General features: G+C 73.2%; 18 protein-coding genes. 5 read left to right on the forward strand and 13 right to left on the reverse strand.

Annotation, left to right across the window (positions count from 1 at the left end):
- Positions 1 to 69 precede the first annotated feature (69 nt).
- From AB0M08_RS15600 to AB0M08_RS15610, 3 genes are read right to left on the reverse strand one after another with little or no spacing between them, the layout of a single operon-like run.
- Positions 70 to 288 carry a hypothetical protein gene (locus AB0M08_RS15600; protein WP_364493016.1) on the reverse strand — a complete coding sequence of 73 codons (219 nt, stop codon included), beginning with the start codon at positions 286 to 288 and terminating at the stop codon, positions 70 to 72.
- Positions 289 to 341: 53 nt separating this feature from the next.
- The gene (locus tag AB0M08_RS15605; RefSeq protein ID WP_364493018.1) at positions 342 to 656 is read right to left on the reverse strand and encodes a VOC family protein; all 315 of its coding nucleotides are present in this window, start codon (positions 654 to 656) and stop codon (positions 342 to 344) included.
- Positions 657 to 700: 44 nt separating this feature from the next.
- The gene (locus AB0M08_RS15610; protein ID WP_364493020.1) at positions 701 to 1,429 is read right to left on the reverse strand and encodes an SDR family oxidoreductase; all 729 of its coding nucleotides are present in this window, start codon (positions 1,427 to 1,429) and stop codon (positions 701 to 703) included.
- 81 nt (positions 1,430 to 1,510) lie between these two features.
- On the opposite strand from AB0M08_RS15610, the gene AB0M08_RS15615 reads away from it, so the two are divergent.
- Positions 1,511 to 2,098 (forward strand): TetR/AcrR family transcriptional regulator, encoded by a 588-nt coding sequence (locus tag AB0M08_RS15615; RefSeq protein ID WP_364493022.1) that lies wholly within the window; start codon positions 1,511 to 1,513, stop codon positions 2,096 to 2,098.
- Positions 2,099 to 2,102: 4 nt separating this feature from the next.
- Positions 2,103 to 2,603, forward strand: coding sequence for a Stf0 family sulfotransferase (locus AB0M08_RS15620; protein ID WP_364493024.1), 501 nt, complete (start codon positions 2,103 to 2,105; stop codon positions 2,601 to 2,603).
- Between the two features lie 7 nt (positions 2,604 to 2,610).
- Here the strand turns inward: AB0M08_RS15620 and AB0M08_RS15625 are convergent, their stop codons facing one another.
- Positions 2,611 to 3,282: a hypothetical protein gene (locus tag AB0M08_RS15625; protein ID WP_364493026.1), complete on the reverse strand. Its 672-nt coding sequence runs from the start codon at positions 3,280 to 3,282 to the stop codon at positions 2,611 to 2,613.
- 99 nt (positions 3,283 to 3,381) lie between these two features.
- Here AB0M08_RS15625 and AB0M08_RS15630 point away from each other — a divergent pair, with 99 nt between their 5' ends.
- A complete protein-coding gene (locus AB0M08_RS15630; RefSeq protein ID WP_364493027.1) occupies positions 3,382 to 4,053 on the forward strand; it encodes a uridylate kinase in 672 nt (223 codons plus the stop codon).
- Positions 4,054 to 4,059: 6 nt separating this feature from the next.
- Here the strand turns inward: AB0M08_RS15630 and hutI are convergent, their stop codons facing one another.
- From hutI to hutH, 5 genes are read right to left on the reverse strand one after another with little or no spacing between them, the layout of a single operon-like run.
- Positions 4,060 to 5,220 carry an imidazolonepropionase gene (gene hutI / locus AB0M08_RS15635; RefSeq protein WP_364493029.1) on the reverse strand — a complete coding sequence of 387 codons (1,161 nt, stop codon included), beginning with the start codon at positions 5,218 to 5,220 and terminating at the stop codon, positions 4,060 to 4,062.
- Positions 5,217 to 6,440: a formimidoylglutamate deiminase gene (locus tag AB0M08_RS15640; protein WP_364493031.1), complete on the reverse strand. Its 1,224-nt coding sequence runs from the start codon at positions 6,438 to 6,440 to the stop codon at positions 5,217 to 5,219. The genes hutI and AB0M08_RS15640 overlap by 4 nt, the downstream gene beginning before the upstream one ends.
- Complete coding sequence (locus AB0M08_RS15645; RefSeq protein WP_364493033.1) at positions 6,437 to 7,651, reverse strand: allantoate amidohydrolase; 1,215 nt, start codon at positions 7,649 to 7,651, stop codon at positions 6,437 to 6,439. Before AB0M08_RS15645 ends, AB0M08_RS15640 begins: the two co-directional genes overlap by 4 nt.
- Positions 7,648 to 9,318, reverse strand: a complete 1,671-nt coding sequence (locus AB0M08_RS15650) for a urocanate hydratase (protein ID WP_364493034.1) — start codon at positions 9,316 to 9,318, stop codon at positions 7,648 to 7,650. Before AB0M08_RS15650 ends, AB0M08_RS15645 begins: the two co-directional genes overlap by 4 nt.
- A gap of 17 nt (positions 9,319 to 9,335) precedes the next feature.
- On the reverse strand, positions 9,336 to 10,886 hold the full coding sequence (gene hutH, locus AB0M08_RS15655; protein WP_364493036.1) for a histidine ammonia-lyase: 1,551 nt from the start codon (positions 10,884 to 10,886) through the stop codon (positions 9,336 to 9,338).
- 77 nt (positions 10,887 to 10,963) lie between these two features.
- Here hutH and AB0M08_RS15660 point away from each other — a divergent pair, with 77 nt between their 5' ends.
- The gene (locus tag AB0M08_RS15660; protein ID WP_364493038.1) at positions 10,964 to 11,761 is read left to right on the forward strand and encodes an IclR family transcriptional regulator; all 798 of its coding nucleotides are present in this window, start codon (positions 10,964 to 10,966) and stop codon (positions 11,759 to 11,761) included.
- 103 nt (positions 11,762 to 11,864) lie between these two features.
- On the opposite strand, the gene AB0M08_RS15665 is transcribed toward AB0M08_RS15660, so the two are convergent.
- Genes AB0M08_RS15665 through AB0M08_RS15680 form a run of 4 tightly spaced genes read right to left on the reverse strand, consistent with a single transcriptional unit; the run spans position 11,865 to position 17,356 of the window.
- A complete protein-coding gene (locus tag AB0M08_RS15665; RefSeq protein ID WP_364493040.1) occupies positions 11,865 to 13,064 on the reverse strand; it encodes a cytochrome P450 in 1,200 nt (399 codons plus the stop codon).
- Between the two features lie 16 nt (positions 13,065 to 13,080).
- A complete protein-coding gene (locus AB0M08_RS15670; RefSeq protein ID WP_364493042.1) occupies positions 13,081 to 13,869 on the reverse strand; it encodes an endonuclease/exonuclease/phosphatase family protein in 789 nt (262 codons plus the stop codon).
- Complete coding sequence (locus tag AB0M08_RS15675) at positions 13,857 to 14,798, reverse strand: FAD binding domain-containing protein (protein ID WP_364493044.1); 942 nt, start codon at positions 14,796 to 14,798, stop codon at positions 13,857 to 13,859. Before AB0M08_RS15675 ends, AB0M08_RS15670 begins: the two co-directional genes overlap by 13 nt.
- Positions 14,795 to 17,356, reverse strand: a complete 2,562-nt coding sequence (locus AB0M08_RS15680; protein ID WP_364493046.1) for a molybdopterin cofactor-binding domain-containing protein — start codon at positions 17,354 to 17,356, stop codon at positions 14,795 to 14,797. The genes AB0M08_RS15675 and AB0M08_RS15680 overlap by 4 nt, the downstream gene beginning before the upstream one ends.
- 125 nt (positions 17,357 to 17,481) lie before the next feature.
- Here AB0M08_RS15680 and AB0M08_RS15685 point away from each other — a divergent pair, with 125 nt between their 5' ends.
- Positions 17,482 to 18,318: an SAM-dependent methyltransferase gene (locus AB0M08_RS15685; protein ID WP_364493048.1), complete on the forward strand. Its 837-nt coding sequence runs from the start codon at positions 17,482 to 17,484 to the stop codon at positions 18,316 to 18,318.
- Positions 18,319 to 18,321 lie beyond the last annotated feature (3 nt).

The raw sequence follows: 18,321 nt of genomic DNA on the forward strand, positions 1-18,321 counted from the left end.
GCAGATCGTTCTCGGTCTCCGGCATCGACCGTTCGCGCTTCAGTTTGCGCCGCCACGAGGTCGCCCAGTTCAGCCCGACCCGGAACACCCACCCGCCGGCCGGTCGTAGCCGGACACCTTCGCCCAGCTGACGAACGCCCGCGCCATGCCCTCGTCGGCGGCTTCCCGCGCGAGGTGCACATCGCCCAGCGCGACCGCGAGCGCCCGGTACACCTGGTCGAAGGAGTCCGCATAGAACCTCTCGAAGGAGGCCGGCCCCGGCCCGGCACGGTCGCGTCCGTCCGGCACGATGTCAGTCTCCATACCGGATACACGCACGAACCCGCCGGTCCGCTCCCGGCTCAGTCTCCCCGCACGACGAACTCGTTGCCCTCCGGATCGGCGAGCACCACGTGCCCCTCCTCGGGCCGCTGCCCGACGTCGAGGTGACGGCCGCCGAGCCGCAGCGCCGTCGCCACGGTCTGCTGCTGGTCGGCGAGGTCGGCGCTGGTCAGATGCGGATGAAGGCGGCGACCCGGGCCCGCGCCCGGCCCGCGCTCCGCAACGAAGCGGAGCCCGACCGGAACGCCGGCACCGGCGATCTCCCGGCCGAGCATGCCGGCCCAGAAATCCGCCAGCCGCCCGGGGTCGCGGGCATCGAGGGTCGCCGTCAGCATCACCGCACGGTAGGCACCGCCCGGCGCGGCGGCAACGGATTGACTCACGCGGCCATCAGCGCGGCGATCTGCTCGTCGACCCACGGGTAGAACTGCTCCGCCGGGGTGTTCAGGCGGGACTTCAGTTCGCGGGTCTGGTCGTCGGCGATGACCTCGATCGTGCCGTCCGCGACCGCGTCGTAGGCCTGGGCGACCACGCTGTCCGGGGTCACCTTCGGTACGTTCCAGACCGCCGACATCGGCGTGTCGATCATCCCGACGAGCAGGCCGATCACCCGGGTGCCCTGGGGGCGCAGGATCGCGCGGAGGCCGTTGGTCGCGGACCAGAGGGCCGCCTTCGACGCCGCGTAGCCCGTCGGCATGCTGACCCACGCCGCCGAGGAGAGGATGTTCAGCACCGTGCCGCCGCCGTTGGCCGCGAGCACCGGGGTGAAGGCGTGCGTGAGCCGGAGCGTACCGAAGAAATTGGTCTCGAAAATCGACCGGAGCGCCTCCTCCGTTCCCGAGATCAGGTCGCCGACGGGCGCCACGGCCGCGTTGTTGATCAGCAGGTCGACATCGGGCGCGGCCGCGGCGGCACGGGCGTCGTCGGCGGGCACGGTCAGGTCCAGGGTGAGCGGGTGGATCCGGCTGTCGTCCCACGACCGGGGCGTCCGGGCTGCGGCGTAGACCTTGGCCGCGCCCCGCTCCAGCGCCTGCGCCACGAACGCGGTGCCGAGCCCGCCGTTGGCCCCGGTCACGAGTACGACACGGCCCTGCAGAGAGGTGGTCATCTAGACTCCTTCAAAGAAGTGGGGAAGCTCCCCGGAAAAACTATGTGGGGAGAGTCCCCAGTTAGTCAAGAAGGAGTGGCGATGGCTACTGCCCGGAACACCGCCGGAGAGGCGAAACGCCCGCTGCGGGCCGACGCGCAGCGCAACCGGGACGCGATCCTCGCCGCGGCCCGCGAGATCTTCGACGCCGAGGGCGTGCTCGCCTCACTCGACGGGATCGCCCTGCGCGCCGGCGTCGGCAACGCGACCCTCTACCGCAACTTCCCGACCCGCGACGACCTGCTCACCGCGGTGATGGAGACCGCGGTCGCCGCCGCCCTGACCGAGGCCGATCAGATCGCGAAGACCCGGCCGCCCCGGGAGGCCCTCGCCGAGTGGCTGTTCCTGCTCACCTGGCGCCTGCGCATCTGGCACGACCTCCCCTACTGCCTGGCGACCGCCCACGCCGACGCCGCATCGGCGATGGCGCCGACCGGCAACCCGCTCAAGGACCGCATCGGCCACTTCCTCGACGCGGCCCGCACCTCCGGCGACGCGGTCCGGGACGTCACCGTGGACGACGCCTACGAGCTGATCCTCGCCCTCTCCTGGGCGGTCGACCAGTTCGCCGACGACCAGGCCACCGCCCGCCGCCGGGTGACGATGGCGACGGCCGGCCTGTTCACCTAGCCGAATGACCGACGCCTACCTCGTCTGCGCCACGCCACGCACCGGCAGCTCCCTGCTCCTCGGCCTGCTGGAGTCGACGGGCGTCTGCGGCCACCCGCAGTCCTACTTCCGCGCCCCGGACCGCCCCCTCTGGGCCGCACGCTGGGGCCTGGCCCCGGACCACCGTCCCGCGGAGTTCCTGGCGGCGGCCCGCCGCGCCGGCACCACCCCCAACGGCGTCTTCGGCGCGAAGCTGATGTGGGGCGCCCTGGACGAGGTCCCGATCGACGGCGACGTCCGCTACCTCTCCCTGACGCGCGACGACGTCGTCGCGCAGGCGGTCTCCTGGCTGCGCGCCGACCAGACCGGCCTCTGGTACGCCGGCGGCAACGGCGAGATCAGCGGCCTCCACCTCACCGGCCGCGAGCCGGCCTTCGACCCCGACGCCATCCCGATCCCCCGCCACCACCGCCAGGCCGACACTCTCAACCAGGAATGGATCGCTCGCTTCAGGGCACTCCGGTAACCGCTCGTCAGCTCCAGTCCGCCGGCGCCTCGACGAGCTTGCAGCGGAGTGCGTCGCGGATCAACGAAGCGTCCTGGCCGAACGGGCCGCTGAGATCCCAGTACTCGTGACTCAGCGCGTCGTCATGTTCGAGTCGGCCGATCAGGTCGGCGATCTCGTTCAGCTCGAAGTAGGTGGCGGCCGCGATGAACGCGGCGATCTGGTCGGCGGTGCAGACGTCCAGTGGCCAGGCGGCGCCATTCGCCATCGCGCCGTTGTGGAACCACATCAGGTAGGAGAGATGCACCAGGCCGATCGGGCCCTCGGCCGCGATCCAGGGTTCCATGTCGAGGGCACGGTCGACGACCGACTCGACCCGGTCGCGATCGAGGTATTCGCCGGCGCCCCAACACCAATCCAGCGAGGGCACCCAGGTGTAGTCCGCGCCGGGCATGCGCAGAATCTCCAGGCCACGGGAACGGGGCAGGTCGTTCGTACCGGACTCGATCAGGTGAAGATCCCGGCCACGGAAACGCCGCTCGACCCGGCACCGGTCCCGCTCGCTGACCCACACCATCACGCCGTCATGCTCGAACACCGGCTTCGTCCTCGGGTCGGCCGCCGCGTACTCCGCTTCGAGATCGGCGGGATCGATGACGCGCTGCCGTTCGCGAGCCTTGTACAACCGCAGTCTGATCACGCCTCCAGTGTGCGGCCAGGATCCTGCGCGGCGGCGGGACCGGAGACTCACCGGCGAAAGAACCGGCCGACGTCGGCCGGCTGCGGCATCATCCGTTCGATGACTACACGACGGCGGCGACTGGTCGGTGCGGTGGCCGAGCGGGCTCTGGCGCTGCGGCTGGAGCATCCGGCGCGCGTCGGGATCGATGGGCACTCCGCGGCCGGCAAGACCACGTTCGCCGACGAGCTGGCGGATGTCCTGCGGGCGACAACGGCGCGGCCGGTGCTGCGCGTCATGATCGACCAGTTCAAACGGCATGTCGACCTGCGTACGCGGTATCCGGCCGGGTCGCCGGAGAGCTACTACTTCGAGATGTTCGACGTCGACGCCATCCGTGACGAGCTGCTGGCGCCGCTCGGGCCGGGAGGCGACCGCCGCTACCGCACACAGATCATGGACGTCAGCGGTCGCCTGCCGATCGACTCCGGCGTCCACGTGAGCCCCGACGACGCGATCCTCGTGGCCGACGGCGCGTTCCTGCAGAAGCCGGGTCTGGCGGTGCACTGGGACCTGATCGTCTACCTGCACATCGACATCGCGGACGTGCTGCACCGCGGCGCCGACCGGGACCGGGCGTGGATGGACTCGCGGGAAGCGGCGGCCGAGCGGTACCGCACCTACTACATCCCCGGCGAGGAGCTCTACCTGGCCGAGGTCCGCCCCGCCGATCGAGCCCACATCGTCATCGACAATCGTAACTTCGATGCACCCGGCATCCTGCGCGACTGAGAGGGCTCAAGGGCGAGGAAGCCAGGTGGTGGTGCGCCGGCCACGCTGCCAGACGTCCTTCACGAGGTGGACGCCCGGGCGGTAGGCGAGGTGCACGAAAGACGGGGCGTCCAGCAGGACCAGGTCCGCCTGGGCGCCCACCACGATCCGGCCGATGTCGGTGCGGCGCAAGGCCTGCGCGCCGCCGCTGGTTGCCGCGAGCAGCGCTTCCGTCGGTGTCATGTGCATTTCGCGTACGGCGAGAGCGATGCAGAACGGCATCGAGCTGGTGAACGACGATCCGGGGTTGCAGTCGGTCGCGATCGCGTAGGACACCCCGGCGTCTCGCAGCCGGTCGATCCGCGGGAACGGCTGGCGGGTGGAGAACTCCGCCCCGGGCACGAACGTCGCCACCGTGGACGAACCGGCGAGCGCATCCACGTCCTCGTCGGTCAGGAACGTGCAGTGGTCGACACTGGCCGCGCCCAGCTCCACGCCGAGCCGGGCGGCGCCGGACGGGCCGAGCTGGTTGGCGTGCATCCGCACCCCGAGGCCCCGCGACGCCCCGGCGGTCAGGATCCGGCGCGCCTGGTCGACGTCGAACGCCCCGCGATCGCAGAACACGTCGATCCACGTGGCGATCCCCACGACCGCGTCGAGCATCTCCCCCGCGACCAGGTCCACGTAGGCGTCCGGTGACGCCCCGGCGGGCACCACGTGTGCCCCGAGGAACGTCACCTCGCTGGTGAACCGGGACGCCACCTCGAGGCTGCGCCGCTCGTCGGCGACGGTCAGCCCGTACCCCGACTTGATCTCGATGGTGGTGGTGCCGGAGCGCAGCGCCTCGTCGAGCAGCCGCCCGGTGTGTGCCGCGAGCGCCTCGTCGGACGCCGCCCGGGTCGCCGCGACGGTCCGCCGGATGCCGCCCGCGGTGTACGGCTGCCCCGACATCCGCGCGTCGAACTCGTCGGCCCGGTCCCCGGCGAAGACCAGGTGGGAGTGGCTGTCCACGAAGCCGGGCACGACCGCGGCGCCCCGCGCGTCCACGCTCTCGTCCGCGGCCGGCGCCTGCGAAGCGGATCCCACCCAGGCGATGGTCGAGCCGTCGACGACCACCGCCGCGTCCCGCAGGACTCCCTCGGGACCGGCGGTGAACAGCTCACCGATGTTGGTGAGGACGAAACTCATCCGGCGATCCTCTCGAACAACCGCGCGGCCCGGTCCAGGTCCGGTGCCCCGCGGACCACCCCCTGGGTGATCACCGTGCGCACGTCGGCCGCGGCCGCCGCCATGAACAGCTCCTCCGGCTGGCAGCCGACGGTCCGCATCGACGCGGCGTCCACCTCGACCAGGTCGAGCGTCGCGTCCTGCTGCAGCGCCCGATGGCCCGCCGCCGCACCGGCCGTCCAGAGCTCGGCCGGGGTGAAGATACCGCGCCTGCCGGACGCCAGCCGGGCACCGCGCTCGACGAGCCGCAGCTCCTCGAAGGGATCGACGGTCACGTTCTGATCAGAGCCGACGGTGATCCGGGCGCCCGCGTCGGCGAGGTCCCGGGCCCGGCCCAGCCCGTCGCCGAGGTCACCCTCGGTGGTCGGGCACATCGAGACGAAGACCCGGGCCTCACCCAGCGTGCGCACGTCGTCGTCGGTGAGGTGGGTGGCGTGCACGACCGTGGTCCGCCCGGAGAGCGCACCCGCCTCCTCGAGGACCCCGGTCGGGGTCAGGCCGGTCGCGGCGAGGCACTCCACGTTCTCGGCCGGCTGTTCGGAGAGGTGCACGTGCAGCGGGACGTCGTCGGGGAGCCCGCGGACCGCCGCCGCCATCTCGTCCGGGGCGACCGCCCGTACCGAATGGAAAGCCGCACCCAGAACGACCCCCGGCAACAGTGACCGAAGCTCGTGCCAGCGCTCCAGCCATCGGTCGACGCTCGCGTCGCCGAAGCGCCGCTGCTCCGGCAGGAGCGGGCGGCCGAAGCCGCCGCGCAGATACAGCGTGTCGAGCAGCGTGAGACGGATGCCGGCTTCGTGGGCCGCGGCGGCGATCGCCGCTTCCATCTCATGTTTCGGGTACGCCCGCCCGCCCGCATCGTGGTGCACGTAGTGGAACTCGCCGACCGAGGCATACCCGGCGGCGACCATCTCCGCGTAGACCAGCGACGCCGCCTCGAACATCAGATCCGGGTCGAGCCGCCCGGCGACCGCGTACATCTCGGTCCGCCAGCGCCAGAAGTCGCCGCCGCCCGCGTTCGTGCGACCGCGCAGCAGCCGGTGGAACGCGTGCGAGTGGGTGTTGGCGAAGGCGGGGACGACCGTGCCGAGCCGCACGTCCGGCGCGGGCGAGTCGATCTCGAGGACCGCGTCGTGCCGCACCTCGCCGGGGAGGATGAGGCGTTTCGCGAAGACTCTCATGCCAGCTCCGCGAGGCAGGCGGTCAGCGCGACGACGCCCCGCTCGATGTCCTCCGGCGACGCGGTCTCGGCGGGCGCGTGGGAGACGCCCTCCGGATTGCGGACGAAGAGCATCGCCGAGGGCACGAACTCGGCGAGCACGCCCGCGTCGTGCCCGGCACCGGTCGGGATCCGCGGCACGCCGCCGAGGACGCCGTCGAGCCGTTCGGTGAGCGCGGCGTCGAACGCCACCCGGGTCGAGAACGACTCCTCGTGCACGGTGACCGCGCAGCCCTCGTCGGTCGCGGCCCGCTCGGCGGCCCCGGTGACGGCCGCGACCAGGTCCCGGACGTCGTGATCCTTTTCGGCCCGCGCGTCGAGCCAGAGCTCCACCCGGGAGGCGATCGCGTTGGTCCCGCCGGGCGTCACGTTGATCCGGCCGACCGTCGCGCGGGCCTTCGCGGCGGCCGGTGCCTCCACCGCGGCCCGGCGCACCGCCTTGATGGTGTCGGCCGCCGCGACCACCGGATCCCGCCGGGAGTCGAGTTCGGTGGAGCCCGCGTGGTCGCCCCGGCCGGTGATCGTCAGCTTCCAGCGGCCGTGCGCGAGGATCGTGGTGGCCAGGCCGATCGGCTCGTCGCGCGGGGCGAGCTGTCTGCCCTGCTCGACGTGGAGTTCGAGGATCAGGCCGATCCTCGCCAGGCGGTCCTGGTCGGGTCCGATGCCGGCGGGGTCGACGCCGTTCTCGGCGAGGACGTCGCGCAGCCGGTGGCCGGCGCTGTCGGTCAGGGCGAGCGCGGTCTCCGGCGGGGTGACGCCGGTGAGCAGCCGCGAACCGAGGCAGGCGATCCCGAACCGGGCGCCCTCCTCCTCGGCGAAGACCACCACCGCGAGTGATCGTTCCAGGACATGCCCGTCCGCCTTGAGACGGGCCACCGCGTCCAGGGCGCTGACCACGCCGAGCGGGCCGTCCAGCGCGCCGCCGCCGGGCACCGAGTCGAGGTGACTGCCGGTGACGACCGCCGGGTAGACCGGGCCGTCCGCCGGATGCCACCAGGCCCAGAGGTTCGCGTTGCGGTCCTGCTCGACGTCGAGGCCGAGGTTCTTCGCCGTGGTGGTGAACCAGTCGCGCAGCGCCCGGTCAGCGTCGTCGAGCAGGTGGCGGGAGTGGCCGCCGCGGACCGGGTCGCGGCCGATGCCGTCGATCTCCCGGAGGTACTGCAGCGCGGTCACTCGGTCTCCAGCATCGGAATGTGCAGGCCACGCTCGCGGGCGACCTCGGCGGCGTGCTCGTACCCGGCGTCGACGTGCCGCATGACGCCGGTGCCCGGGTCGTTGGTGAGCACCCGTTCGATCTTCTGCGCGGCGAGCGCGGTCCCGTCGGCGACGGTGACCTGCCCGGCGTGGATCGAGCGGCCGATGCCGACGCCGCCGCCGTGGTGCAGCGACACCCAGGTCGCCCCGGACGCCGTGTTCAGCAGCGCGTTGAGCAGCGGCCAGTCGGCGATCGCGTCCGAGCCGTCCTTCATACCCTCGGTCTCCCGGTACGGCGAGGCGACCGAGCCGGAGTCGAGGTGGTCACGACCGATCACGATCGGCGCGCTCAGCTCACCGGAGGCGACCATCTCGTTGAACTTGAGGCCCGCGAGGTGTCGTTCCTTGTAGCCGAGCCAGCAGATCCGGGCGGGCAGGCCCTCGAAGTGCACCTTCTCGCCGGCCGCGCGCAGCCACCGGGCCAGGGGCTCGTTGTCGGGGAAGAGGTCGATGATCGCCTGGTCGGTCTTGGCGATGTCGGCCGGGTCGCCGGAGAGCGCCGCCCAGCGGAACGGCCCGCGGCCCTCCTCGAACTGCGGGCGGATGTAGGCGGGGACGAAGCCGGGGAACGCGAACGCCCGGTCGTAGCCGCCGAGCTCGGCCTCGGCGCGGATCGAGTTGCCGTAGTCGAAGACGTCGGCGCCGCGGTCCAGGAAGCCGACCATCGCCTCGACGTGCTTGGCCATGCTGGCCCGCGCGGCTTTGGTGAAGCCCTCCGGGTCGGCGGCGGCGCGCTCGTGCCACTGCTCGACGGTGATCCCCTCGGGCAGGTAGCTGAGCGGGTCGTGCGCGCTGGTCTGGTCGGTGACGATGTCGATCGGCGCGTTCATTTCGAGGAGCTGGGCGAAGACGGTCGCGGCGTTGCCGACCAGGCCGACCGACAGTGCCCGCCCCTCGTTCTTGGCGGCGACCACTTTCGCCAGGGCCTCGTCGAGGTCGTGGGTCATCTCGTCCAGGTAGCGGTGCTCGACCCGGCGCCGGAGCCGGGCCGCGTCCACGTCGACGACCAGGATCGCGCCGCCGTTCAACGTGACCGCGAGGGGCTGCGCGCCGCCCATCCCGCCCGCGCCGCCGGTCAGCGTCAGGGTGCCCGCGAGCGAGGTCGCGCCCCGCTTGGCGGCGACCGCGGCGAACGTCTCGTAGGTGCCCTGCAGGATGCCCTGGGTGCCGATGTAGATCCACGAACCGGCGGTCATCTGTCCGTACATGGTCAGCCCCGCCTGCTCCAGGCGCCGGAACTCGGGCCAGTTCGCCCAGTCGCCGACCAGGTTGGAGTTGGCGATCAGCACGCGCGGCGCCCACTCGTGGGTGCGGAACACGCCGACCGGCTTACCGGATTGGACCAGCAGCGTCTCATCCGCTTCCAGGTCGCGCAGCGTCGCCACGATCGCGTCGAACGCCGCCCAGCTCCGCACCGCGCGCCCGGTCCCGCCGTAGACGACCAGGTCGTCGGGGCGCTCGGCGACCTCGGCGTCCAGGTTGTTCATCAGCATCCGCATCGGGGCCTCGGTCTGCCACGACTTCGCGGTGATCTCGGGGCCGCGCGGGGCCCGGACCGGCCGGGCGCCCTTGGAGAAATCGGTCATGAGGGGAATGCCTCTCTTCACAGGCCGGCAGCGTGGACAACAGATCCGGAACGGACAGCGGTGGTCACCGCAGCGATGTCAGGCGCCAGGAAGCGGTCGGTTCCGGGACCTGCCACCTTCTCCCGTACGAGACTCAGCACCGCGCCCGTGGCGGGCCCGGGCTGGATCGGGGCGCGGAGGTCGATCGCTCGCGCCGCCGTCATGATCTCGATGGCGAGGACCTGGGCGAGCCCGTCCACGGCCCTGCGGAGCTTGCGGGCGGCGGCCCAGCCCATCGAGACGTGATCCTCCTGCATCGCCGAGGAGGGGATCGAGTCGACCGAGGCGGGCACCGCGAGGCGCTTCAGCTCGCTGGTGATCCCGGCCGCGGTGTACTGGGCGATCATCAGCCCCGAGTCCACCCCGACCTCGTCGGCGAGGAACGGCGGCAGCCCGTGGCTCCGGTTCGGGTCGAGCATCCGGTCGGTACGCCGCTCCGACATGCTCGCCACGTCGGCCACCGCGACGGCGAGGAAGTCCAGCACGTACGCGACCGGCGCGCCGTGGAAGTTCCCGTTCGACTCGACCCGCCCGTCGAGCGTGACCACCGGGTTGTCGACCGCCGAGGCGAGCTCCCGCTCGGCGATCGTCCGCGCGTGCTCGATCGTGTCCCGGGCCGCGCCGTGCACCTGGGGCGCGCAGCGCAGCGAGTAGGCGTCCTGCACCCGGGTGCACTCCGGGCCCTGGTGACTCGCGATCAGCGGGGAGCCCTGGAGGAGCCGCCGGAAGTTCGCCGCCGACGCGGCCTGCCCCAGCTGTGGCCGGAGCGCCTGGAGGTCCGCGGCGAAGACCGCGTCGGTGCCGAGCAGCGCCTCGACGCTCATCGCGCCGGAGACGTCCGCGGTGGTCAGCAGCATGTCGAGGTCGGCGAGGGCGAGCACCAGCTGGCCGAGCATGCCGTCGGTGCCGTTGATCAGCGCGAGGCCCTCCTTCTCGGCGAGCAGCACCGGCGCGATCCCGGCCTCGGCGAGCGCCTCCCCGCCGTCGAGCAGCTCGCCGTCGCGGTTGCGGGCCCGGCCCTCGCCCATCAGCACCAGCGCGCAGTGCGCCAGCGGGGCGAGGTCGCCGGAGCAGCCCAGGGAGCCGTACTCGTGGACCACCGGGGTGATCCCGGCGTTGAGGATCGCGGCGTACGTCTCGGCGACCACCGGCCGTACCCCGGTCCGCCCGGTGAGCAGCGTCGACAGCCGCAGCGTCATCAGCGCCCGGACCACCTCGCGCTCCACCTCCGGCCCGGAGCCGGCCGCGTGCGAGCGCACCAGGCTCTGCTGCAGCTGGACCCGCCGGTCGGTGGAGATGAACGTGGTGGCGAGCGCCCCGAACCCGGTGCTGATCCCGTAGTGCGGCTCGCTGTCGTCCGCGAGCGCCTCGATCAGCCGACGGCTCTCCGCCACCCCTTCGAGGGCCTCTTTGTCGACGTCGATATGCGCATCGTCCCGGGCGATCGCGACCACGTCCGCGGCGCTGGGCGCACCGGCGCCGAGCAGCACGGACCCGGTCCGGCCGGGAGAGACAGAGGTGAAGGCCATGACTCATCCGAACACACCCGGACGGCGCCGCGGGAGGTCACCGAGGGAACCGCTGTCCCACATGTGAGACTCGACGGGTGGCCGTAACACCATCCCGCCCCCAGTCCCCGGCCGCGCACCAGACGCTGCGGATCCTCAGCTACCTCTCCACCCAGCGCGGCCCGGTCCCCGCCGCGATGATCACCACGACGCTGGGGTTGCCGCGCTCCACGGTCTACCGCCTCCTCGGCGTCCTGGAGGAGCACGGCTTCGTCATCCACTACCCGGACGTGGAGCGCTACGGCATCGGCATCGCCGCCTTCGAGATGAGCTCCGGCTTCGCCCGCCAGGAGCCCCTCGCCCGCCTCGGCGCCCCGATCCTCGCCGCCCTCGTCGACCGGGTCGGCCAGTCCGCCCACCTCTCGGTCCTGCACGGCCGCGACGTCATCTACCTGGTCGAGGAGCGCGCCCCACGCCGCCCGCCGCTGGTCACCAACGTCGGCGTCCGCCTCCCCAGCCACATCACCGCCAGCGGCCGCGCCCAGCTGGCCGCCCTCCCCGACGTCCAGCTCCGCGCCCTCTTCCCCAGCCGCGCCGCCTTCGCCGACCGCACCTCCCCGACCGACCGCGGCGACGCCAGCCCCACCCGTCTCTCCGAACTCCGCGCCATCCTGGTCCGCGAGCGCCGCCAGGGTTACGCCCTGGAGGACGGCGAGGTCACCGAAGGGCTGGTGTCGGTGGCGGTCGCCATCCGGGACCGCTCCGGCTGGCCGATCGCGGGCATCGCCGTCACCTACCCGGCCGCCCACATCACCGACCGCGACCGCCCCCACCTGGTCGACCAGGTCCGCCACCACGCGACCGAGCTCTCCCGCCGTATCCGCGGCCGCGTCTGATCACCGCACACGCCCGAACCATCGAGATCGTGGCAAGCTGCGCCCACATATCGACCGCCACCAGCCACGATCTGCCTGGCGATGCGATGGGCGCTCGGGGTGGTCAGGTCCAGAGGACGTGCAGGGTGGTCGGCTTGCGGAAGACCAGGCCCTGCGGCGCCGTCGGGTGGGAGGGGTCGAGGCGCAGCGCCGGGAGGCGGGTGAGCAGGTGGTGGAGGGCGATGCGGGTCTCCAGGCGGGCCAGGTGCGCGGCGATGCAGTGGTGCGGGCCGTGGGCGAAGGCCAACTGGAGGCGCGCGTTCTCCCGGCGTACCTGAAAAAGGTCTGGATCGGTAAAAACGGCCGGGTCGCGGTTGGCGGCGGTGAGGGAGACGCTGACCAGGTCGCCGCGGTGGATCGTGGCCGGGCCGAGGACGGTGTCGCGGGTGGCGTAGCGGTCGACGACGGCGGCGCCCGGCTCGAGGCGGAGGGACTCCTCGATCGCGTTCTCCAGCAGGGCGGGGTCGGACCGGACGAGTGCGAGCTGGGCGGGGTGCGCCAGCAGGTGCAGCAGGGCGTTGGTGATCATCGCCTCGGTGGTCTCGATGCCGCCGAACATCATCACCGCGGCGTTGGACGCGACCTCGTCGGGCGTCAGCCGGTCGGCGGCGGTGACCAGCAGCGACGCGGTGTCACGGTCCGTAATGGTGGCCTCGACCGCGGCGCGCAACTGGGCGTAGGCGGCGGCGCCGGCCGGTGACGCCGCGTGACCGGCGGTGATGTCCGAGACGGCCTGCACGATCGCGTCGTACCAGGAGAGCAGCGTCTCCGGGGTGGCGCCGGTCAGGCCGAGGGCCTCGGTCATGACGGCGACCGCGAGCGGGCCGGCGAAGGTGCGCCGCAGTTCGGCGGCGCCGGCCGGCTCCAGGGCGGTGACCAGGCGGTCGGTCTCGCGGTCGATGAACGCGGCGAAACCGTCGTGGACCCGGCGAGGGCGGAACGGGGCGTTGAACGGCTCGCGGTGGCGGGCGTGCGGGGCGCCGTCGGTGGAGAGCATGCTTGGGCCGACGACCTGCGCGGTGGAGAACCGGGGATCGTCCACGGTGTACGTCACGGCGTCACGCATCACGTCCAGAGCGAGGTCACGGCGGGTGACCAGCCAGCCGCCCAGCTCGGGCAGCCAGGAGACCGGCTCGTCGGCGCGGAGCAGGGCGAGGCGCGGGTGCGGGTCGTCGGCCAGTGCGGCGAGGGTGGTCGCCGCGCCGAGCGGGAAGAAGCCGCGCGGGTCAGAGCTGCCCGGGAGAGATGTGGCGGTGCCGGTCATGATCAAGATTAGCAAGTCAGAGGTCGAGGAGCAGGGCGCGGTGGTCGGAGACCTCGGGCTCCTTCACGATCTCGAAGTGCTTTACCGCGGCGGGATCGGAGATCAGGAGGTAGCTCGCGTGCCGGATCGGCTTCGGATAGCGCGACGTGCGGGTGTCGGCGGCACCCACCAGATCAGTCAGGCCCGCCTCGGAGAGGATCTCGAACGTCTCGCTGTCGGGGAGCAGGTTCAGGTCGCCGCAGACCACCACGATGTCCTTCGTGTCGCGGATACGGCGTACCAGAGAAAGAAGCCTTTCCGCCTGATGACGACGTGCCGGGGTGTCGCCCTTGCCGAGGGGATCACGAAGGCCGTGGGTCTGGAGCACCCAGACGGTGCGGCCCGCGTGATCGACGGTGCGCAGCGCGAGGGCGGCGCGGGGGCGGTCGGCGGGCCACTCCGGGTGATCGGTGAACTCACCGTGGACGAAATCGGACACGACACCGGTGACGGGCAGGTCCTCGGCGAGGAAGGTCGCCAGGCCGAAGTCCTGCCGGTAGCGGTGGCCGGCGTCGTCGTGCACCGGGCCGGAGTCGCTCGCCACGAAGAACGGCTGGTGCCGGGGCAGGGCGCCGCGCACGTCGTCGAGGAGGGTGGCCCGCTGCGGCAGGGTCCGCTCCCCGTCGGCGAAGCGGGTCTCACCGGTCAGGCCCGGGGTCCGGGTCACCTCCTGGAGGCAGAGGACGTCGGCGCCGCAGCCGGGCAACCAGCCGAGCAGTTCGCCGGCCATCGCGCCGCCCCAGGCGTTGACGCTCACGATCCGCACGGCAGCGACCTCATCAGCACCTCCAGCGTCGCGTCCCGGAGCAGGCCCACCTTATATCCGTTCTGCGCCAGAGGGGTGCAGCCCTCACCCGCGTGAGCCGCCGCCGCGTGGAGCACCTCCGGGTCGGCCGCCCGGCCGATCAGCGCGGCCTCCACCCCGCCGAGCCGCACCGGGGTGCGCGCGACCCCGCCCGCCGTCACCGCCGCGACGGTGATCACCGATTCCGCGACGACCAGCCGGGCGACGACCTCGAGCAGCGGCCAGTCGCCGTCCGCGCGGGCGGCGACCCGCAGATAACCGGCACGCTCCCCCGCGACGGGCGCCGGAAGGCCGACGGCGACCAGCACGTCCCGGTCCGCCAGCGTGTGGTCCCGGGTCGGATCGGACCCGTCGCCGTACAGCTCGCCCAGCGTGATCCGCCCCCGGCCATGGACCTCGACGCCGGCGCCGTACGCGAGCAGCGCGGTCGCCAGCGACGACGGGTGCGGCGCCACACACGGCCCCTGGTCGATCACCGCGGAGTAGAGGTTCACCCCGGCGCGGGCCGGGCACCCGTCCCCGCCGGTCCGGTGGCAGGAGAAGAGCGGATTGCGGTGGTACCAGCAGCGGTTGCTCTGCAGGAGGTTCCCGCCGACGGTGGCGACCGCCCGGATCTGCGGGGTGCCCACCTCGGCGGCCGTCGCGGCCAACGCCGGATAGGACGCGGCGAGCCGGGCGTCGGCCGCGATCTCCGCGATCGTGGTGGTCGCGCCGAGCCGGGCCGCGCCGTCGTCGCCCCAGGTCACGCCGCGCAGCGCGGGCACCCCGTGCAGGTCGACGAAGGAGACCGGGGTGCGCCGGACCGGCACCTCGGTCCCGCCGGCGCGCAGGTCACCGCCGGAGACGGCGAGCGCCTCGACGACCTCGGCCACCGTGGACGGGCGGCTCACCGGCCGAGCCCTTCCCGCAGCCGGTCCGAGCGGATCGGCAGGTCGCGGGGGCGCCAGCCGGTCGCGGCGTACACCGCGTTCCCGATCGACGCCGCCATGCCGACCGTGGAGATCTCACCGAGCCCGACACCGCGTCCGGTCACGTGATCCCAGCCCTCCTGATGGAAGTGAACATCGATCTCCGGGGTGTCCCCGATCCCCGGGATCCGGTAGTCGTCGAGCGTGTCGGAGAGGACCACCCCGGTCGCCGGGTCGACGTGCCGCTCCTCGAAGAGGGTGTAGCCGACGCCCTGGATCACGCCGCCCTCGCACTGGGCCCGGGCCAGCCGCTCCGAGTAGATGCGCCCGGCGGCCACCCCGCACCACACCCGGGTGACCCGGACCGTCGCGAGCCGGGTGTCCACCTCGACCTCGCTGAGGTGCACCGCCCCGGCGAAACCGCGGCCGATCGCGAGCCCGCCGATCGGGAACGGGGTCACGTAGCCGAGGCGGTCGCGGCGCCGCCGGCCGACCACCCGCAGGCCCTCGGACGCGTCCAGCGCCGCCTCGACCGGGCCGTCCGGGAGCGCGGCGCGCAGCCGTGCGGCCGCGTCGGTGGCGGCCGGGCCGAGCGACGGGGTCGCGCTGCTCGCCGCCGAGGCCGGGCCGGGCACGGTGCCGGTCCGGCCGACCTCGGCCCGCACCCGGCCCGCGGGCAGCCCCAGCTCGGCACGGATCAGCTCGGCGATGACCGTACGGCTGCCGGTGCCGATGTCCTGGGTGGCGCACCGGGCGACCACCACGCCCCGCTCGACCACGAGCTCGACCTCGGCGGCCGGGTCGAGCAGGTAGAGCCAGTTGGTGGCCGACACACCGACGCCCCGGCGGAACCGGCCGGTCGCCGAGCCCGCCGGCTGCCGCCCGGTCCAGGCCGGCAGCGCGGCGGCCCAGTCGTAGAGGGCGCGCCGCTTCGGGTTGCCGTCCCAGCGCCGGCGCAGCGCGATCGGGTCCTCGCCGACCCGCTCGGCGATCTCGTCGACCGTCTGCTCCAGCGCCCAGACCATGGGTGGGCCGCCGGGACCGCGGAAGGGCGCGCCCGGCGGCCGGTGGGTCAGCACGTCGTAGTCCCGCAGCCGGCGGGGCGCGTTGCCGTAGATGTAGCGGGCCAGGGCGGCGGAGTTGCACCCGATCGCGGTCCCGCCGTCGCCCCACGCGTCCATGCTCATCGCCGCGAGATCGCCCGCGGCGTCGGCGAGCACGGCGAGCTCGATCCGGGTGGCCGGGCGGCTGCCGCCGTCGACCAGCTCCTCGGCCCGGTCCAGGACCACCCGGACCGGTGTCGCGGCGGCCCGGGCCAGCTCGACCGCCGCGACCAGCTCGCTGGTGACGTGGACCTTGGCCCCGAAGCCGCCGCCCACGTGGTCGGCGACGACGTGGACCCGGCCGGGCTTGAGGTCCCACCGCTTCGCCACCGCGGCGGCGACCCGGCCGACGGCCTGGGTGGAGAGGTGCAGGTGCAGGTCGCCGTGCTCGTCCCAGTGGGCCACGCAGGCGTGCGGCTCCATCGCGGTATGCGCCTGGGCCGCCGTGGTGAACGTCGCCGCGACCAGGCGGTCGTCGCCGCGCTCGCGGGCCTCGTCGATCCGCTTGACCGCGGTGCCCGCCCGCCAGCTCGCCTGGGACGGCCCGCGCAGGTTGCCGGTCCACGCGGCGGGGCTCAGCGGCGCCTCGTTCGACCGCGGGGCGGTCCGCCGGGACGCCTTCGTGTCGTAGACCGCGGGCGCGCCGGGCTTCTCCGCCTCGACCGTGGTCAGCACCGCGGGGAGCGGCGCGTACTCCACCTCGGCCGTCGCGGCGGCGGCCAGCGCGGCGGCTCGGGTCGGCGCGGCGACCGCGGCGATCGGCTGACCGACGTACCGCACCGTACGGTCCGCGCCGAGCAGGTCCACCACGGTGGCGCCGGGCACCCGGACCGTACCGACCCGGGCGTGCGGATGCGCCGACCGGATGATCACCCCGTCGAGCTGGCCCGGCAGCCGTACGTCGGTCGTGTAGCGGGCCCGCCCGGTGACCTTCGCCCAGGCCTCCACCCGGACCGGCGCCGGATCGTCGTGGTCGTGCCGCCCCGCGCAGGCGGCCGCGATCGCCGCGAGGATCGGCTCGTACGCGCCGCACCGGCACAGGTTCCCGGCCATCGCGCGGGCGATCTCCGCCCGGTCCGGCGCGACGTCGCCGTGCTCGGCGCGCCACCGGTCGGTGAAGGCCGCGGCCGCCACCACGAACCCCGGTGTGCAGTAGCCGCACTGCATGGCGTCGTGGGCGACGAAGGCGCGCTGCACCGGGTGGGCACCGCCGAGCCCCTCGACCGTGGTGACCGCGCGGCCCTCGATCCCGGCGGCCGGGGTACGGCACCCGGCGACCGGCGTCCCCTCGACGAGCAGCGTGCACGCGCCACAGGTCCCGGTGCCGCAGGCCGCCTTGCCACCGGTCAGGCCGAGCCGGTCGCGCAGCACATCCGTCGCCGCCTCGTCGGGGCCGGCGTCCACGGTCGTGGTCTTGCCGTTGACGCTCAGCTCCATCGCTGGCTCCTTGGAAGAACGGTGGCGATGTACACAGTGGATCAGAGGCGGCTATCGTAGCGGCACGTTCCGGCGCCGTGGCACATCGGCGCGAAACGATATGCGCGAACGATGCGGAGGAGACCATGCCGGGCAGCCAGATCGCCGGAGACCCGTCGACCGGCAACCACGACCGGCCCCCGATCGACACCACCCGGCCGAACATCGCCCGGCTCTACGACTACCTGCTCGGCGGCAAGGACAACTTCGAGGCCGACCGGCTCCTCGGCGACCGGATCAAGACCGCCATGCCGGCCGTCTGCCTCGGCGTGGAGCAGCAGCGCGACGCGCTCCGCCGGGTGGTCCGCTACCTGGTCGCCGAGGCCGGGATCCGGCAGATCATCGACGTCGGATCGGGCCTGCCGACCGCGGGCAACGTGCACCAGATCGCCCAGGAGATCGCCCCGGAGACCCGGGTCGTCTACGTCGACAACGACCCGGTGGTCCTCGCCCACTCGCGCGCACTGATGGCGGGCAACCGGGAGACCCTCACGGTCGAGGGCGACTTCCGGCGGCCCGCGGAGCTCCTCGCCCACCCCGAGCTCACCCGGCACGTCGACCTTTCGCGCCCGGTCGCCCTGCTCCTCTGCGGCATCGTGCACCACATCACCGACGACGAGGACCCGGCCACCAGCCTCGCCGCGTACCGGGCCGCGCTGCCGGCGGGCAGCTACGTCTTCATCCACCACCTGCTCGCGACCGACGACCCGACCGTCGCCGCGGCCCAGGCCGAGCTGCAGCAGGGCACCGGCCGCGGCCAGTTCCGCCCGCTCGACCAGATCGCGTCCTACTTCGACGGGCTGGAGCTGATCGAGCCGGGCATCGTCACGGCCAGCGAGTGGCGGCCGGAGCCCGGCACCCCGCGGGCGGCCGACCACCCGGTGCTCCGCCTGGCCGCGGTCGGCGTCGGCCACAAACCCTGACCA

Origin of the sequence: Actinoplanes sp. NPDC051851 (assembly GCF_040681165.1) — a bacterium.
In the GTDB taxonomy this organism is placed as follows: domain Bacteria; phylum Actinomycetota; class Actinomycetes; order Mycobacteriales; family Micromonosporaceae; genus Actinoplanes.

Bases quoted from the DNA above. Each gene is read 5' to 3' on its own strand.
- AB0M08_RS15650 (WP_364493034.1), bottom strand. From the start codon at position 9,318: ATGACCGATTTCTCCAAGGGCGCCCGGCCGGTCCGGGCCCCGCGCGGC.
- AB0M08_RS15640 (WP_364493031.1), bottom strand. From the start codon at position 6,440: ATGAGAGTCTTCGCGAAACGCCTCATCCTCCCCGGCGAGGTGCGGCAC.
- AB0M08_RS15685 (WP_364493048.1), top strand. From the start codon at position 17,482: ATGCCGGGCAGCCAGATCGCCGGAGACCCGTCGACCGGCAACCACGAC.
- hutI (WP_364493029.1), bottom strand. From the start codon at position 5,220: ATGAGTTTCGTCCTCACCAACATCGGTGAGCTGTTCACCGCCGGTCCC.
- AB0M08_RS15610 (WP_364493020.1), bottom strand. From the start codon at position 1,429: ATGACCACCTCTCTGCAGGGCCGTGTCGTACTCGTGACCGGGGCCAAC.
- AB0M08_RS15620 (WP_364493024.1), top strand. From the start codon at position 2,103: ATGACCGACGCCTACCTCGTCTGCGCCACGCCACGCACCGGCAGCTCC.
- AB0M08_RS15680 (WP_364493046.1), bottom strand. From the start codon at position 17,356: ATGGAGCTGAGCGTCAACGGCAAGACCACGACCGTGGACGCCGGCCCC.
- AB0M08_RS15615 (WP_364493022.1), top strand. From the start codon at position 1,511: ATGGCTACTGCCCGGAACACCGCCGGAGAGGCGAAACGCCCGCTGCGG.
- AB0M08_RS15605 (WP_364493018.1), bottom strand. From the start codon at position 656: ATGCTGACGGCGACCCTCGATGCCCGCGACCCCGGGCGGCTGGCGGAT.
- hutH (WP_364493036.1), bottom strand. From the start codon at position 10,886: ATGGCCTTCACCTCTGTCTCTCCCGGCCGGACCGGGTCCGTGCTGCTC.
- AB0M08_RS15665 (WP_364493040.1), bottom strand. From the start codon at position 13,064: ATGACCGGCACCGCCACATCTCTCCCGGGCAGCTCTGACCCGCGCGGC.
- AB0M08_RS15630 (WP_364493027.1), top strand. From the start codon at position 3,382: ATGACTACACGACGGCGGCGACTGGTCGGTGCGGTGGCCGAGCGGGCT.